The sequence below is a fragment of the Streptomyces sp. XY431 genome (assembly GCF_001279805.1).
GTDB lineage: Bacteria > Actinomycetota > Actinomycetes > Streptomycetales > Streptomycetaceae > Kitasatospora > Kitasatospora purpeofusca.
On the sequence record NZ_LGDO01000476.1, the window covers coordinates 1 to 15,734 of the forward strand.

The following is a 15,734-nucleotide window of genomic DNA, read 5'->3' on the forward strand; positions in this document are numbered from 1 at the left end:
GGGCGGGGGTGATGCTGGCGGTGGACCTGGCGAAGCCGATCATCGTGATCATCCTCGGGCTGGCCGGGGCGGTGTCGGCCGGGGCGGGGGGGGGCGAAGGCTTCGCCCCGGGGCTGTTGGGGGTGGGGGTGGGGATGGTGAGGAGGAGGGTGTCGGTGTCGAGGGTGCGGATTTCGAAGTGGTGGATGGTGGTGGGCGGGAGGGCAGTGCCGCCGGTGGTGTGGAGGGCGGCGGTGGTGTAGCCGGTGGCGGGGACGCTCCAGGTGGTCACCGTCTGCCGGTCGCCTGCGGCGGAGACGGCGACCAGGTCGCAGGTGAGCGGGCCGGGGACGCCGGAGAGTTCGAGGGTGACCCGGCTGCCCCAGGGCGCGGCGTCGACGCCGACGACGGCGTGGGCGCCGGTCGTGGGGTCCGTCGCGGTGAAGCGGTGGGCGGCGGCCGTGGCGACCACCGCGGGCGGGGAGTCGGCGGTGATGACGGCGGCGGTCACCGCAGGTCCGGCCAGTGCTACGACGGCGGCCGCGACGACCAGCGCCAGCCGCCGGACCCGGCTCCGGCGGCGGACCGCCCCGGCCTCCGTCACCAGCCGGTCGAGCAGCGCCGGGTCCGGCTCCGGCAGTGGGTCGGCCGGGTCGCCGTCGGCCGCGTACTCGGCCAGCAGGGTTCCGACCGGAGTGAGTTCGGCCAGTTGCCGGGCGCACTGCGGACAGCCGGCGGCCAGATGGGCGTCGAAGGCGGCGCGTTCGGCCGGGTCCAGGACGCCGAGGACGTAGCCTGCGACGTCGAGGTGCACGGACGGTTCGGGGCCGGGCTCGTGCGGTGTCACGGTGTCACGCCCCGTTCCTCCAGCGCGAGCCTGAGCGCGCGCAGCGCGTAGTACAGCCGCGAGCGCACGGTACCTGCGGGGATGCCGAGTTCGGCGGCCGCTTCGGTGGCGGTCAGGCCCTTGAAGTAGGTCTCCACGACGACCTCCCGGTGCGCGGGCGAGAGGTCGCCGAGGGCGTCGGCGACCGTCATCATCCGCAGTGCGCGGTCGAGTTCGTCCGCGGCTGGCAGCAACTCCAGTGGTGCCGCGTCCACTTCGCGCGGTCGGGCGAGCGCGGCGCGGTGTCCGTCGATGACGATCCGCCGCGCGACGGTGGCGAGCCAGGGGCGCAGGGACGCGGTCGCCGGGTCGAGCCGGTGGAGGTTGCGCCAGGCCCGCAGCAGGGTCTCCTGCACGACGTCCTCGGCGCGTTGGCGGTCCCCGGCGACGAGGTGGAGCACGAAGCCCAGCAGGGGCCCGGCGTGCTCGCGGTAGAGGGCGCGCATCAGCTCCTCGTCCGGTGCCGACGCGCTCCGCGCGGCCGGGCGGCCGCCACCGGGAGGCTCCTCGGTCACCATCACATCCTTGCGCACCCGTGCCTCCGGGTCGAGTGTGGGCGGCGGCCCGTCGGGCCCGTCGGGCTCAGTAACCGGAGCCGCCCGAGCCGGCGGCGGCCCGGTCGCCGGCGGGGGTCACCGCGAACCAGACGCCCTGGACGCCCTGGCCCTTGGTGTCGCCGGGGTTCCGGTCCGGGGCGTAGCGGTAGAGCGGCCAGCCGGCGAGGGTGAGCTGCTTGCTGCCGTCGGCCCGGGTGACGGTGCCGACGAGTTTCGCGTCGACGCCGTTGACGGTGACCGCCGTGCCGTCGGCCGGGGCCGCGGCCGGGGGCCAGAGCGCGGCGCAGTCGCCGGCGCAGGTGGCGGTGGGCGGTGTGGCGCTGTCCTTGTCGAAGCGGTAGAGGGTGAAGCCCGCGCTGTCGGTGACGACGGTGCCGAGCCGGGCGTCGGTCGTGGTCCGCAGGGTGGCGGCGGACATTCCCGGTACGGCGGGGGCGGAGGAGGACGCGGGCGGGCTGGCGGGCGCCGAGCCGCCGGAGGAGGCGGACGAACCGCAGCCCGCGACGAGGGCGGCGGCGGCCAGCCCGGCGGCGGCGAGCACGGCGAGGCGCCCGGGCCCGCGAACGGAACCGGTCGGGCCTTCGGTACGGGTACGGCGGGTGTTGCGCATGGTGACCGCTCCCCGGTCGGTGGGTGGGCACGTCGGTGCCTGACACCCTCCGGTACGGACGGGGACCCGCTTCCGCTCGACGAACCGCGCGGTAGGGTCCGCGGAATAGCGCGCGGACAGCAGCCGTTGTCCGGGGGCAGATGGGCACACGGCCTGGACCGCCACCACCGGAAGGGCAGGAATCGCGAGATGAGCAGCACGGTCGAGCTGACCAAGGAGAACTTCGACGAGATCGTCCCCGGTGAGGGCGGCAAGGATTTCGTCCTGATCGACTTCTGGGCGGCCTGGTGCGGCCCGTGCCGGCAGTTCGCGCCGGTCTTCGAGAAGGCCGCCGAGCGGCACCAGGACCTCGTGTTCGCCAAGGTCGACACCGAGGCGCAGCAGGAGCTCGCCGCGGCGTTCGGGATCCAGTCGATCCCGACGCTGGCGATCATCCGGGAGGGCGTGCTCGTCTTCTCCCAGGCCGGGGCGCTGCCCGAGCCGGTGTTCGAGGATCTGATCGGCCAGGCCAGGAAGCTGGACATGGACGAGGTCAAGCGGAAGGTGGCGTCGGAGCAGAACGGCGCTCCGCAGGCCTGACGGCCGGTCGCCCGTACGGCGGGCTCCGGGGTGGTCCGTCCGCCCCGGGGCCCGCCGTCGCGTTCTTCGGCGGACCGGCACGCGCGTGGAGGGCCGCTCAGCCGTCGGCCGGTCCGTCCTCCGTCCAGTCGGCGAGCCGGGCGGCGAGCGCGCGGACCTCGTCGCGCAGGGCGGCGGGGCGGCGGACGGTGAAGGGCCAGCCGAGACCGGCGAGCAGCACGGCCATGCCGTCGAGGCGCTCGGCCCGGGCGCGGAAGAGCACCCTGCCGTCCTCGGTCGGGGTGACCGTGCCGACGGTCGGCGGGAGGCGGTGGCGGGCCTCGTCCAGGCCGGTGGTCAGGACGACCTCGATCTCGTGCTGCCACGGCACCGAGGCGAGGGATTCCAGGACCCGCCGCACCGGGTCGGCGTCCGCGGGCGGTTCGAAGCCGGCCTCGCCCGGGTGGACGGAGCGGATCCGGTCCAGCCGGAAGGTCCGCTGCTCGCCGCTGCGGTGGTCCAGCCCCGTGGTGTACCAGCGGCCCGAGTGGAAGACCAGCCCGTACGGGTCGAACTCGCGCTCGCTGGGCGTGCCGGCGCGGTCCCGGTAGTCGAGCCGGACCCGGCGGTTCCGGCGCGCGGCCTCGGCGAGCGTGAACAGCGCCGAGGCGGCCGGGCTGGGGCCGGTGGCGGGCGCGCCGGTCAGTCCGAGGGTCTGCTCGACGGCCGCGACCTGGTCGCGCAGTGCCGGCGGCAGCACCCGCTGGATCTTGGCGAGGGCCGACTCCCCGGCCTGCTCCCCCACCGACAGCCCGGACCGGCGGCCGGCCAGCAGCCCGAGCACCACCGAGGCGGCCTCGTCCCCGGTGAGCATCAGCGGCGGCAGCCGGTAGCCGGGCAGCAGCCGGTAGCCGCCGTAGCGGCCGCGCTCGGCCTGGACGGGGATGCCGAGTTCGGCGAGCCGGGCCGCGTAGCGGCGCACGGTGCGGACGTCGACCTCCAGCCGCTCGGCGAGGTCGGCGCCGGTGAGGCCGGGGCGGGCCTGGAGCAGTTCGAGGAGGGCAAGGATGCGGCTGACCGGGTGCTCCACGGTGTTCCGCTCCTGTTCTGCCGATCGGCCGGACGGTCGGCGGGCCGGACGGTCGGCGGGCCGGGTGGACTGCGAGGCGGGTGGACGACGAGGCGGACGGTGACGCGGGCGCCCGGATGATCGAACCGGCGACAAATCCGGTCGAGTTCTGTCCGGTTGCCATTCTAGGGTCGGTGTCACGGCGGGCGGCCCGGGTGACGGTCAGGACCGGGCCCGCGCCCACCACAGGCATTCCAGAGAGGACCGTCCCATCATGAGCACCTTCGTACTCGTCCCCGGTTTCTGGCTCGGCGGCTGGGCCTGGGAGGAGGTGGCCGAACCCCTGCGCGCCGCCGGCCACACCGTGCACGCGGTGACCCTGCCCGGGCTCGCCGAGCGGGCCGGCGAGCCCGCGGCGGAGACCGGCACCGAGGCCCAGGTCGCCGACCTCACCGAGCTGTTGGTCCGCGAGGACCTCCGGGACGTGATCCTGGTGGCGCACAGCGGCGGCACCATCGCGGTGTCCGGCGCGGCCGACCGGGTGCCGGAGCGGATCCGGCGGGTGGTCTACCTCGACTCCGGCCCGCTCGACGACGGTGTCGTGCTCGCGGACCTCTGGGACCCGGCCTACCGCGCCACGCTGGAGGCCACGCTGGTGGACGGCCAGTGGCTGCCGCTGCCGTCCTGGGAGGTGCTGGCCTCCGACGGCGCCTCGGTGGAGGGCATCGACGAGGCCGGGCTGGCGCGCTTCCGCGAGCGGGCGACGGCCCAGCCGGCCGGGACGCTCTACGAGCCGGTGCGGCTGACCGGCGGGGCGGACAAGCTGCCGAAGGCGCTGGTCTCCTGCACGATGCCGCTGGCACAGGTCCGGGAGATGATCGCCGCCGGACACCCGTACTTCGCGGCGCTCGGCGGGGCGGAATGGGAGCTGCGCGAGGTACTGACCGGGCACTGGCCGATGTTCTCCCGGCCGGCCGAAACGGCGGCGGCGCTCGCGGAGTTGGGCGAGCTCGGGTAGTTCGTGCCCTGGCACCCGGTGGCGGCCGCACCGCACCTCGGTGCGGTGCGGCCGCCACCGAGGTGTGAAGGGGTTGTCCGGACCGGCGCTTCGCCCGCGTGTTCGGCTGCGCCGGGCGGTCCGGTCGGCGCAGGATGGGCACCGCAGGACGGCACCGCGGCGTGACGGTGTTCCGGCGCCGGAGCACCTGAACGTCTGCGGGCCCGCGCCGTCCGCCCGAACGACAGCACCGATCCAGAGCAGCGAGGAGCACGTATGACCTCCCCCCAGTCCCCCGCCCCCGAGGAGTTCGACGTCATCGTGATCGGCGCGGGCCCCACCGGCGAGAACGTCGCCGACCGGACGGCCGCCGCCGGGCTGCGCACGGTGATCGTGGAGAGCGAACTGGTCGGCGGGGAGTGCTCGTACTGGGCCTGCATGCCGAGCAAGGCGCTGCTGCGCCCGGTGGCCGCGCTGGCCGACGCCCGCGCGGTGGCCGGTTCCCGGGAGGCGGTCGGCGGCGGGACGCTGGACGCGGCCGCGGTGCTCGCCCGGCGCGACTCGTTCGCCTCGCACTGGCAGGACGACGGCCAGGTGCGCTGGCTCCGTGACACCGGCATCGAACTGGTCCGGGGCCACGGCCGGCTGGCCGGCGAACGGCAGGTGACGGTCGAGTCGGAGGACGGCGGCGAGCGGCTGCTGGTGGCCCGGCACGCCGTCGCGATCTGCACCGGGAGCCGCCCGGTGCTGCCGCGCGACGTGGCCGGACTGGCCGACGCCCGGCCGTGGACCAACCGCGAGGCCACCGGCGCGCCCGCCGTCCCCCGGCGGCTGGCCGTGGTGGGCGGCGGGGTGGTCGGCGTGGAACTCGCCACCGCCTGGCGGGCGCTCGGCTCGGAGGTGGTGCTGCTGGTCCGCGGCTCCGCGCTGCTGCCCCGGACGGAGCCGTTCGCCGGCGAGCTGGTCGCGGACGGTCTTCGGGACCTCGGGGTGGACCTCCGGTTCGGGACGGAGGTGACCGCGCTGGAGCGGCGGGCGGTGGCCGGGGCGGAGGGGGCGAACGGGACGGACCCTGCGGATGGCCCGGCGGAGGGCCCGTCCGAGGTCACGCTCACCCTGGGCGACGGCGGGCGGCTGACCGTGGACGAGGTGCTGTACGCCACCGGGCGTGCCCCGCGCACGGCCGACGTCGGCCTGGAGCAGGTCGGTCTGCACCCCGGCAACTGGCTCGACGTGGACGACAGCTGCACCGTGCTCGGCGTCGACGGCGCGTGGCTGTACGCGGCCGGGGACGTCAACCACCGGGCGCTGCTCACCCATCAGGGCAAGTACCAGGCGCGGATCACCGGCGCGGCGATCGTCGCCCGCGCCCAGGCGCGCCCGCTGGACACCGAGCGCTGGGGCGCGCACGCCGCGTCCGCGGACAGCGCCGGCGCGCCCCAGGTGGTCTTCACCCAACCGGAGGTCGCCGCCGTCGGTCTGACCCTCGACGCCGCCGAACGGGCCGGACTGCGGGTCAAGGCGATCGACCACGACCTCGGCGCGGTCGCCGGGGCCTCGCTCTACGGCGACGACTACCGCGGCCGGGCCCGGGTCGTCTTCGACCTGGACCGGGAGGTGCTGGTCGGCGCGACCTTCGTCGGCCCCGGCGTCTCGGAACTGCTGCACTCGGCGACGATCGCGGTGGTCGGCGAGGTGCCCATCGACCGGCTGTGGCACGCGGTGCCCGCCTATCCGACGATCAGCGAGGTCTGGCTGCGGCTGCTGGAGGGCTGCCGGGGCTGACGGCGACAGGGCCGACGGCGGTCGGCGGCGGTCGGCGGCGCGGTGCCCGGGCGTCCCGGGCGCCGCGCCGTCGGGTACGCGGTCGGGTGCGCCGTCGGGTGCGGGGCGGTGCCCGGTGGCGACCCGCCACGGCGCGGCGAGATGTGGCGGGCCCCCGACGGCGGGACACTGGCCCGGGGAGGGGTGTCCGCGGGGGCCGTTTCGCCGACCGGGTGGTGTGTGGCAATGACCGAGGTGCTGTTGGCCGTCGGGACCGAGAAGGGCCTCTTTCTCGGCCGCAGTCGTGACCGGCTGGACTGGAAGTTCAGCGGGCCGCACTTCCGGATGAACGCGATCTACTCCGTCGCCGTCGACCGCCGCGGCGATCGGACCAGACTGCTGGTGGGCGCCGACAGCAGTCACTGGGGCCCGTCGGTGTGGCGCTCGGACGACCTCGGCGCAAGCTGGTCGGAGCCGTCCACCCCGGCCGTCCGCTTCCCCGAGCGCACGGGCGCCTCGCTGACCCGGGTCTGGCAGCTCCAGCCGGCCGGGCCCGAGGCCCCGGGCGTGGTCTACGCGGGCACCGAACCCGCCGCGCTGTTCCGCTCCGCGGACGGCGGCGAGACCTTCACCCTGGTCGATTCGCTGTGGGACCACCCGCAGCGCACCGAGTGGGGCGCCGGCTACGGGGGCCAGGGCCTGCACACCGTGCTCTGCGACCCGCGCGACCCGGAACGGCTGCTGGTCGCCGTCTCCAGCGGCGGCGTCTACCGCAGCAAGGACGGCGGCGGCAGCTGGGAACCCTCCAACACCGGTCTGCGGGCCGAGTTCCTGCCGGAGGAGAACCAGTACCCCGAGTTCGGCCAGTGCGTGCACAAGATCGCCCGGGACGCCGTGAACCCGGACCGGCTCTACCTCCAGAACCACGGCGGCGTCTACCGCAGCGACGACGCCGGCGCGAGCTGGCGCTCGATCGCCGAGGGCCTGCCCGCCGACTTCGGCTTCGCGATCGCCGCCCACCCGCACCGCGCCGACACCGCGTACGTGTTCCCGCTCGGCGGCGCCGACGACCGGATTCCGCCGGGCCACCGCTGCCGGGTCTTCCGCACCAACGACGCCGGCGACAGCTGGCAGGCGCTCGCCGAGGGCCTGCCCGGCGAGGACCACTACGGCGTCGTGCTGCGGGACGCGCTGCGCACCGACGACCTCGCGCCGGCCGGCATCTACTTCGGCACCCGGACCGGCGAGGTCTACGCCAGCAACGACGAGGGCGGGCACTGGTCGCCGGTGCTCTCCCACCTGCCGGACGTCCTCTGCGTCCGCGCGGCGGTGATCGCGGACTGAGCGGGCCGGGGGCCGCCGACCACCGGGTTCGGGACGGCGGGTCCGGGGACGGGCGGGCTCAGGTGTCGTACTCGCCGTCCCAGGGGGCGTGGAAGCCGAGGCCGTCGGGGTAGAGCTCGGCCCAGTCGTCCTCCGTCGCGTCCTCGCCGTGCCGCTCGACGACCAGGCCGAAGCGGCAGCCGTCGACCAGCACCGCGAAGGGCGCGACGGCGATGTCCCCGAACTCCCGCTCCGGCAGCACGTCCAGCCACTCCCGCAGCAGTTCCTCGGCGGCCTTCCCGACACCGGTGTCGAACTCCTCCGGCGCCGCCTCGATCCGTGAGTCGAGGTGCCGCCCGCCCGCGTCGAACCGGTGCAGCACCGCGTACCACGCCCCGCCGTCGAGGTCGGGCGACCCCTCGGGGACGGCGTAGCAGACGGAGGCGAAGAACTGACCGCCCCGGCAGCGGCCGATGGTGTCGGTGCGGTAGCCGGGCTCGTGGAGGATCGGGACGACGTCGGGAACGCTCATACCGGGAACGCTAGGCGCCGCCACCGACAATCCGGCCACGGCCCTCCCGATTCGCCGCCCCGGCAGGCCGGTTGACCGACAGTCGGTTGATGCCGGCGGATCGTTCACCGAGCATGGCGGACGACAGGGCGCACCGAGGGGTGTGCCGAGGCTCGAGGATCGGACGAACGGCGTGGCGCAGGGCGGGAACGACTGGCAGTACGGGTACGGAGCCGACGGGGTCGCGGTGGTGCGGTTCGAGCGGGGCGAACGGGAGGGCCGGCCCTGGGCGGACCGGCTGGAGGCGGTCGACCCGGGCGCGGATCCGGCCGCCCTGGCCGCCTTCGTGCGGACGGAACTGGCGGGCTGGGTGGTCTCCGGCCCGGTCCGGCTCGGGGAGGAACTGGTGCGCCAGGGGGCCGCGGTGCTGCGCCACGGCCACACGATGCACCGGAACCTCACCGACGCTCCCCCGCCCGGGGGCTGGGCGGGCTGGGCGGACACCCCGCTCCGGGACGGGTTCCGCACCGTTCCCTGCGACCGTGGGCCCGAGGCGCTCGTGCCCGCCTCCAGGGCGGCCTTCGGCCCCGGCCACCCCGACCACCGCCCGGACGACGGCCGGGACGATCGGTCCTCGGTGCGGAGGATCGCCGAACTGCTCTCCGGGCAGGTGATAGGCCCCGTGCTGCCGGCCAGCACCCTGGTCGTGGACGGTGCCGACCGGGTGGTGGCCGGTGCCGTGCTCACCGACTGGGACGGCCTGCCCTGGATCGCCCATGTGTTCCGCCACCCGTCGCACGGCTACCCCGGTCTCGGCCGCGACCTGCTGCGCCGGGTCGTCGCCGAGGTCGCCGCCGGTGGCGCCGCCCGGATCGGACTGGCCGTGACCGAGGGCAACCGGGCCCGACAGCTCTACGAGGAGCTGGGTTTCACGACGACGCACAGTTCGCTGACGGTCGTCGTCCCCTGAGTCGCGCGGAGTCGCCCCCGCCGTCCTGGAACCGGCCTCAGGGGCGGGCCAGTTCCAGGACGGCTATCCCGGCCAGCACGGCCGCGCTCGCCGCCATCCGCAGCCGCCCGAGGCGCTCCCGGAAGACCACGGCGGCGATCAGCGCGGCGATCACGATGCTCGTCTCGCGCAGCGCCGCGACGGTGGCGAGGTCCCCCCGGGACTGCGCCCACACCACCAGCCCGTAGGCGGTCAGCGACAGCACTCCGCCGAGCAGCCCGAACGGCACCGCCGGACCGGCCCCGGCCAACAGCCCCGGCCCGCGCCGCACCCGGGCGACCAGTGCCAGGACCGGCCCCTGGAGCAGGAACAGCCAGGCGACGTAGCCGCCGACCGTCCCCGCGTGCCGGACGCCGCCGTCGTCGGACACGGTGTACGCGGCGATCATCACCCCGGTACCGAGCGCCGCCGCGAGCGCGGGCAGCTGGGCCCGGCCCGGGATCCCCTTGGCGAAGGCCAGCCCGACCAGGCCGCAGGAGATGACGGCCACCCCGAGCAGCTCCCCGGCCCCGGGGGACTCGCCGAGGAGGGCCACCGACAGCACCGCGACCAGCAGCGGCGCCGAACCGCGCGCGATCGGGTACATCTGCCCGAAGTCCCCCAGCTGGTAGGCGCGCAGGAGCAGCAGCTGGGACGTCACCTGCATCGCCACCGAGGCCAGCAGGTACGGCCAGGCGGCGGCCGCCGGGAACGGGTTGAGCAGCACCAGGACCACCGCGCACGCGGTGTACGCGAGGTTGATCAGGGTGAAGCCGACCAGCTTGTCCTGGATCCGGTGCGCCAGCCCGTTCCACACCGCGTGCAGGACGGCGGCGGTCAGAACGGCCACGGGAACGGCGGCGGCTGCCATGGCGGGGCTCCCCTCCGAAGGACGGAACAACAGAACGACGGAACAACAAAACGACGGATCGACGGATCGACGGATCGACGGATCGACGGGCCGGTGGAGCACCGATCGCCGGAATCCGGTTCCACGTTACACTTGATCCATGGAAGAGCATTCCGATTTTTCTCCGCTGGAGTCCCAGCTGGCCGCCCACGTCCGCGCCCGGCTGGGCGAGCTGCGCGGCAGCGAGGAGCGGGTCGCCCAGGTGGTCCTCGCGCGGGGCGCCGATCTCGTCGGCCTCAGCGTGAGCGATGTCGCCGAGCTCGCCGGGACGGCGCCGTCCTCGGTGGTCCGCGCCTGCCAGCGACTCGGTTTCCGGGGCTACCAGGAGCTGAAGATCGCGGCCGTCCGCCAGGCCCCGGCCCTGGCGCCGGACGCGTCCGACACCCGGGACCCGGCGGCCCGCGCCCTCGCCGACACCGTTCGCGCCGCCCGGGAGGCGCTCGACGGGATCACCACGACGCTCGCCGTCGACGAGCTGCGGGCGGCGGCCGAGGCACTGAACGCCGCCGACCACGTCCTCGTCCTCGGCGAGGGGCTCTCCGGCGCGGTGGTCCTGGACGCGGCCTACCGGCTGCGCGCCCTGGGCCTGCGCACCGACGCCCCCGCCGACCCGAGCACCGCGCAACTGGCCGCCGCCCAGCTGACCTCCGCCTCCGCCTGCCTGGCGGTCAGCCACACCGGGGCGACCCGCACCGTGGTCGACGCCGCCCGCCACGCCCGCGGCAACGGCGCCGCGGTGGTGGCGGTCACCAGCTACGCCCGCTCCCCGCTCGGCGAGGCCGCCACCCACACCCTGGTCGCCGGCGGCCAGGACCTGGTCTTCGGACTGGAGACCACCGCCAGCCGGATCGCCCACCTGACGGTGGTGGACGCGCTGACGCTCACCCTGCTCGCCCTGCGCGGCGAACCGGCGGAACAGGCCCTGCGCCGCTCCGCGGACGTCACCGCCGACCAGATGTACTGACGGCCCGACGCGGCGTCCGGCCGGCGGAACGACGGCCGGGCCCGTCGGTGCCGGTGTGTAGGCTCGCGGGCATGGCAAGGGTGACGCGGGACGACGTGGCGAGGACGGCGGGGACGTCGACGGCGGTCGTGAGTTATGTGATCAACGACGGGCCTCGGCCGGTGGCGGCCGCGACCCGGGCCCGGGTGCTCGCCGCCGTCGAGGAGCTGGGGTACCGGCCGAACCGCGTCGCGCAGGCCATGGCGCGGCGGCGGACCGACCTGATCGGCATGGTCGTGCCGGACGCCCGGCAGCCCTTCTTCGCCGAACTCGCGCACACCGTGGAGCGGGCCGCCGCCGAGCGCGGGCGGCTGCTGCTGATCGGCAACTCCGACTACGCCGACGAGCGCGAGGCCCACTACATCCGCGCCTTCCTGGGCATGCAGGTGGACGGCCTGATCCTGGTCACCCAGGACCCGTCCGCCCCCGGCGTCGCCCGGGCGGACGCCCCGGAGGGGACACCGGTCGTGCTGCTGCACCACCGCGCCGAGACCGAGCACGGGATCGCGGTCGTCGCGGACGACGAGGGCGGGGCGCGGGAGGTCGTCGGCCATCTGCTCGGGCACGGCCACGCCACCGTGCACTGCTTCGGCGGCACCTTCTCGCTCAGCCCGAGCGACCCGGTCACCGTCCGCACCGCCGGCTGGGCCGCCGCGCTCACCGAGGCCGGGCTCACCACCGAGGGCCGACTGGTCGGCGCGCCCTTCGACCGCGTCCGCGCCCACCGGGAGGCGCTCGCGCTGCTGGCGCGCGCCGACCGGCCGACGGCCGTGTTCTGCGCGACCGACGATCAGGCGATCGGCCTGTTGCGGGCCGCCGACGACCTCGGCCTGCGGGTGCCGGAGGACCTGGCGGTGGCCGGGTTCGACGACATCGCGGAGGCCGTGATCGCCGGCCCGCCGCTGACCAGCGTGGCCACCGCGCAGGAGGAGATGGCGCGCGCCGCCGTCGACCTGGTGCTCGGTGTGCGCGCCGACGGGGAGCCGGCGCCCACCGCCGGGGCCCGGATGTTCCCGGCCCGGATGGTGGTCCGGCGGTCCTGCGGCTGCACCGGGTCCTGAGCGGGCCCGGGCAGCGGCAGGGGTCCGGGCTACGTGCCGTCCGGAGCGCTGCCCGGAGCGGTGGGCGGAGCGGTGGGCGGCCCGGCCATGAGGTGCAGGTTCTCGTGGCCGTCGGGGGCCAGCACCCGGTCGTGGTTGAACGCGGAGATGCCGGCCCAGAACGCACCCCGTTCGAACATCGCCTTCTCGTAGCCCTCGACGGCGGCCTCGATGGCGGCCGCCGTCGAAGCCTCCCAGCGGGCCGGTGGAGCCAGCACGGGGGCCACCGCGAGCGCGAGTTCGGCGGCGTCCCACATCGCGAGGTTGACGCCCTGCCCGGCGAACGGGGACATCAGGTGCGCCGCGTCCCCGACCAGGGTGACGCCAGGGCGGCGCGACCAGCGCAGGCCGACCGGCAGCATCTCCAGCGGCTGGGTGCGCAGGGTGTCGTCGCAGGCCGCCAGGGCGTCCCGGAACTCCGGTGCCCAGTCGGCGAAGTGCCGGGCGACGGCGGCGCGGGTGCCCGCCGGGTCGTGCGCGGAGAGGCCGGCCACCCGTAGCCAGTCCTCGGGGCTGCGGAAGAAGGCGTAGACGCGGATCCGGCCGTCACTGTTGCGCTGGAGGACCAGGCCCTTGTTGTCGTGGAACGCGAACAGGCTGCCGTTGCCCACGGCGGCGGCGGCCCCGGGGGCGGTCCGGTCCGCGTCGGGGATGCCCAGCTCGACCAGGTTGACGCCGGTGTAGTGCGGCTCCACCGGGGTGAGCAGCGGGCGGACCCGGGAGTGCGCGCCCTCGGCGCCGACCAGCAGGTCGCAGTGCTCAACGGCGCCGTTGTCGAAGTGCAGCCGGTGCCGGCCGTCGCCGAGCGGCTCGGCGCGGTCGAGGCGGTGGCCCCAGCGGACGGCGCCGGGGGCGAGCGAGTCCAGCAGCAGTCCGCGCAGATCGCCCCGGTCGATCTCGGGGCTCTCCCCCGGGTCGGCCCCGCCCGGCGCACCCGACCCGTCCGCGGCGCCAGGAGGGCCCGACGCACCGGCGGTGTCCGGAGCGGGCCCGGCACCGAAGCCGCGGGGGGCGGCGCCGTGCTTGTCGACGATGCGGAACTCGGCACCCTCGGGCCGGGCCTTCGCCCAGAACTCCTCGGTCAGGCGCGCCTCCTGGACGGCGCGCCGACCGGTGTCGCCGTGCAGGTCGAGGGTCCCGCCCTGGCCGCGGACGTCCCGGTCGGGCTCGCGCTCGTACACGGTGGCGGCGATGCCGTGGACCTGGAGGATCCGGGCGAGGGTGAGGCCGGCGGGGCCGGCGCCGATGACGGCGATCCTCGCGGTCGTTCCGGACCCACCGGACCCACCGGACCCACTGGTGTCATCGGTCTCACCGGTCGCGCCGGTGCTTGCTGTCGTTCCGGTCATGCTGCGCAGTTCTCCTTCTGGGACGGGGGAGACCGCAATCGGCCGTGACGCCGTCCCAGTCTGCTGGGCCGGGCGCGCGGGCAGAAGACCGTAATCGGACGGCGCCGGACCGTTCAGACCCCGGCGCGGGTGAGCCGGCGGAGGACGACGGTCACCACCAGGGCGGTGAGCACCAGCAGCAGACCGGCCTCGACCAGCTGGATCGGCACGAGGTGCGAGACAGGGTGGTACTGACCCCAGGAGGTCGGTGCCTCGTTGCAGGCGCTGGCCACCTCGAAGCACTCGTCGTCCATCATCCGAGTGCCGTCCGCGCGCACCACGCCGTGCTCCACCAGCCAGGCACCGGCGGGCTTGACGAACCCGCCCATCCTGTTGTTGTAGGGCTGCTCCTCCTCGACCAGTGGCCAGAAGAACGGCCGCCAGGCGACCATCACCGCCTGGGCGAGTGCCACCACCACCCCGCTGACCAGCACGGCGGCGACGGTGCGCCGCAGCAGCTGCCCCACCAGCACGCCGAGGGCCAGGCCGAACAGCGACCAGGCGACCGGGGCGAGGCCCAGCACCGGGTAGGTGAAGCCCTGGAACGGGGGGTCGAAGGCCACCGGACCGTGGTAGACGTCCGACCACCACACCCAGCTGGTCAGCGTGGACAGCACGGCGGTCGCCACCAGGACGGTCACGCCGGGGACGGCGAGCCGGGTCAGCAGCCAGCGGCGCGGGGTGACGGACTGGGTCAGGACCAGCCGGACGGTGCCGCGTTCGTACTCCTGGGCGAGCAGCGGCCCGCCGAGGAACATGCCGATCAGCAGCGGGACGGCGGTGACGGCGGGCTGGAGGATGTCGGTGAACATCCGGGTCAGCAGCTCGACCCGGCCGAGCTGCACCCGGCACTCGATCCGTTCCCAGGACGCCGGGGTGTAGCAGGAGGACTGCTGCATGGCCCCGATCCGGTCCTGGATCAGGACGTGCATGGCGACCAGGACGACCGAGACGAGAACGAGCAGGATCGCCACCGACCGGATCGCGGGCCGGTTCTGGTGCAGAACCAGCCACAGCACTCCGCTCGGCCCGCGCCTGCGGCGGACCGGGGCGGAGCCGGCGTTCGCGGCCGGCGGGGCGGCCGGGTGGGGCGGGGTCGCCGGGCCGGACAGGGTGCTGGTGCTCATGCGGCGGCCTCGCGATCGGGGGCGGTGTCGGGCGGGGGCAGCGGGGTGCGGAGGTAGGCCAGCAGGAGTTCCTCCAGACTCGGCCGGACCGACTCCCAAGGCCCGTCGACCGGTTCGCCGGTGTGCAGCAGCGCGGTGACCTGGCGGCCCCTGACCCTCCGCTCCACGGCGGTCCCGGCGGGGAGTTCCGCCCCGTCGGCGATGCCGGTGAGCAGCTGATGGCTGTCCAGGATCTCCTCCGGGTCCCCGGACAGCCGGATCCGGCCCGCCTGCACCAGCAGCAAGTGGTCCATGATGCCGTCGAGTTCGGGCAGGATGTGCGAGGAGACCAGGATCGTGGTGCCGCGTTCGGCGGCCTCGGCCATCAGGACGCCCATCAGCTCGTGGCGGGCGAGCGGGTCGAGGTCGGCCATCGGCTCGTCGAGCAGCAGCAGGTCGGCGCGCTTGCCGAGGGCGAGCGCGAGCGCGACCCGGGTGCGCTGGCCCCCGGAGAGCGAGCCGACGCGGGCGTCGAGCCTCAACTCCCCCATCTCGACGACCCGCTGGGCCGCCTCCTCGTCCCAGCCCGGGTTGAGTTCGCGCCCCATGCGCAGTGTCCCCGCCACCGTGAAGGAGGGGTAGAGCGGCTTCTCCTGGGTGACGCAGGCGACCCTGGCCCGCGCCTCCGGGGTGCTCGCCGCCTCGCCGAACACCCGCAACTCGCCCTCGGTGGGCTCGATCAGGCGGGCGGCCAGGGTGAGCAGGGTGCTCTTGCCGGCCCCGTTGGCACCGACCACGCCGCAGATCCGGCCGACCGGGACGGTGAACTCGCAGTCGCGCAGCGCCCACCGGTCGCGCCCGTAGCGCTTGCCGAGTCCCACGGCCTCGATGGCCGGCGCCCCGCCGGACGGTGTGCTGTCGGAAGGCATGCCGTCCGACAGCCCGGATATCGTCTGCTTCGCCGCTGTCGCGTCTGTCGCGTCTG

General features: G+C 75.3%; 16 protein-coding genes. 7 read left to right on the forward strand and 9 right to left on the reverse strand.

Annotation, left to right across the window (positions count from 1 at the left end; translation table 11 throughout):
• The 3 genes from ADK60_RS45215 to ADK60_RS30165 all read right to left on the reverse strand — a co-directional run.
• Window positions 1-826: anti-sigma factor family protein (locus ADK60_RS45215; protein WP_053650160.1), on the reverse strand; the 826-nt coding region annotated here is incomplete at its 3' end.
• Entirely contained in the window at window positions 823-1,383 is a 561-nt protein-coding gene (locus tag ADK60_RS30160) for a sigma-70 family RNA polymerase sigma factor (RefSeq protein ID WP_045942181.1), read from the reverse strand. The genes ADK60_RS30160 and ADK60_RS45215, both read right to left, overlap by 4 nt.
• 64 nt (window positions 1,384-1,447) lie before the next feature.
• Window positions 1,448-2,032, reverse strand: coding sequence for a hypothetical protein (locus ADK60_RS30165; RefSeq protein ID WP_053650162.1), 585 nt, complete (start codon window positions 2,030-2,032; stop codon window positions 1,448-1,450).
• Window positions 2,033-2,185: 153 nt separating this feature from the next.
• Between ADK60_RS30165 and trxA the strand changes: the two genes are divergently transcribed.
• A complete protein-coding gene (gene trxA, locus ADK60_RS30170) occupies window positions 2,186-2,611 on the forward strand; it encodes a thioredoxin (RefSeq protein ID WP_286163482.1) in 426 nt (141 codons plus the stop codon).
• Window positions 2,612-2,708: 97 nt separating this feature from the next.
• On the opposite strand, the gene ADK60_RS30175 is transcribed toward trxA, so the two are convergent.
• Window positions 2,709-3,680, reverse strand: a complete 972-nt coding sequence (locus tag ADK60_RS30175) for a helix-turn-helix transcriptional regulator (RefSeq protein ID WP_045942167.1) — start codon at window positions 3,678-3,680, stop codon at window positions 2,709-2,711.
• Window positions 3,681-3,933: 253 nt separating this feature from the next.
• On the opposite strand from ADK60_RS30175, the gene ADK60_RS30180 reads away from it, so the two are divergent.
• The 3 genes from ADK60_RS30180 (at window position 3,934) to ADK60_RS30190 (ending at window position 7,764) form a co-directional block, all read left to right on the forward strand.
• Window positions 3,934-4,677 carry an alpha/beta fold hydrolase gene (locus ADK60_RS30180; protein ID WP_053650164.1) on the forward strand — a complete coding sequence of 248 codons (744 nt, stop codon included), beginning with the start codon at window positions 3,934-3,936 and terminating at the stop codon, window positions 4,675-4,677.
• 255 nt (window positions 4,678-4,932) lie between these two features.
• On the forward strand, window positions 4,933-6,441 hold the full coding sequence (locus ADK60_RS30185; protein WP_045942165.1) for a dihydrolipoyl dehydrogenase family protein: 1,509 nt from the start codon (window positions 4,933-4,935) through the stop codon (window positions 6,439-6,441).
• Between the two features lie 225 nt (window positions 6,442-6,666).
• Complete coding sequence (locus ADK60_RS30190) at window positions 6,667-7,764, forward strand: WD40/YVTN/BNR-like repeat-containing protein (RefSeq protein ID WP_053650167.1); 1,098 nt, start codon at window positions 6,667-6,669, stop codon at window positions 7,762-7,764.
• 58 nt (window positions 7,765-7,822) lie between these two features.
• Here ADK60_RS30190 and ADK60_RS30195 read toward each other — a convergent pair whose 3' ends face one another.
• Complete coding sequence (locus tag ADK60_RS30195) at window positions 7,823-8,275, reverse strand: hypothetical protein (protein WP_053650169.1); 453 nt, start codon at window positions 8,273-8,275, stop codon at window positions 7,823-7,825.
• A 172-nt stretch (window positions 8,276-8,447) separates the two neighbouring features.
• On the opposite strand from ADK60_RS30195, the gene ADK60_RS30200 reads away from it, so the two are divergent.
• Entirely contained in the window at window positions 8,448-9,224 is a 777-nt protein-coding gene (locus ADK60_RS30200; RefSeq protein ID WP_053650171.1) for a GNAT family N-acetyltransferase, read from the forward strand.
• A 37-nt stretch (window positions 9,225-9,261) separates the two neighbouring features.
• Here ADK60_RS30200 and ADK60_RS30205 read toward each other — a convergent pair whose 3' ends face one another.
• The gene (locus ADK60_RS30205) at window positions 9,262-10,113 is read right to left on the reverse strand and encodes an EamA family transporter (protein WP_053650173.1); all 852 of its coding nucleotides are present in this window, start codon (window positions 10,111-10,113) and stop codon (window positions 9,262-9,264) included.
• Between the two features lie 139 nt (window positions 10,114-10,252).
• Here ADK60_RS30205 and ADK60_RS30210 point away from each other — a divergent pair, with 139 nt between their 5' ends.
• Entirely contained in the window at window positions 10,253-11,116 is an 864-nt protein-coding gene (locus ADK60_RS30210) for a MurR/RpiR family transcriptional regulator (protein WP_053650175.1), read from the forward strand.
• Window positions 11,117-11,187: 71 nt separating this feature from the next.
• Window positions 11,188-12,216 carry a LacI family DNA-binding transcriptional regulator gene (locus ADK60_RS30215; protein WP_053650178.1) on the forward strand — a complete coding sequence of 343 codons (1,029 nt, stop codon included), beginning with the start codon at window positions 11,188-11,190 and terminating at the stop codon, window positions 12,214-12,216.
• A gap of 29 nt (window positions 12,217-12,245) precedes the next feature.
• On the opposite strand, the gene ADK60_RS30220 is transcribed toward ADK60_RS30215, so the two are convergent.
• From ADK60_RS30220 to ADK60_RS30230, 3 genes are all read right to left on the reverse strand, one after another.
• Window positions 12,246-13,604 carry an FAD-dependent oxidoreductase gene (locus ADK60_RS30220; protein WP_053650180.1) on the reverse strand — a complete coding sequence of 453 codons (1,359 nt, stop codon included), beginning with the start codon at window positions 13,602-13,604 and terminating at the stop codon, window positions 12,246-12,248.
• A 113-nt stretch (window positions 13,605-13,717) separates the two neighbouring features.
• Entirely contained in the window at window positions 13,718-14,770 is a 1,053-nt protein-coding gene (locus tag ADK60_RS30225; RefSeq protein ID WP_053650182.1) for an ABC transporter permease, read from the reverse strand.
• Complete coding sequence (locus ADK60_RS30230) at window positions 14,767-15,678, reverse strand: ABC transporter ATP-binding protein (RefSeq protein WP_053650184.1); 912 nt, start codon at window positions 15,676-15,678, stop codon at window positions 14,767-14,769. The genes ADK60_RS30225 and ADK60_RS30230 overlap by 4 nt, the downstream gene beginning before the upstream one ends.
• Window positions 15,679-15,734 lie beyond the last annotated feature (56 nt).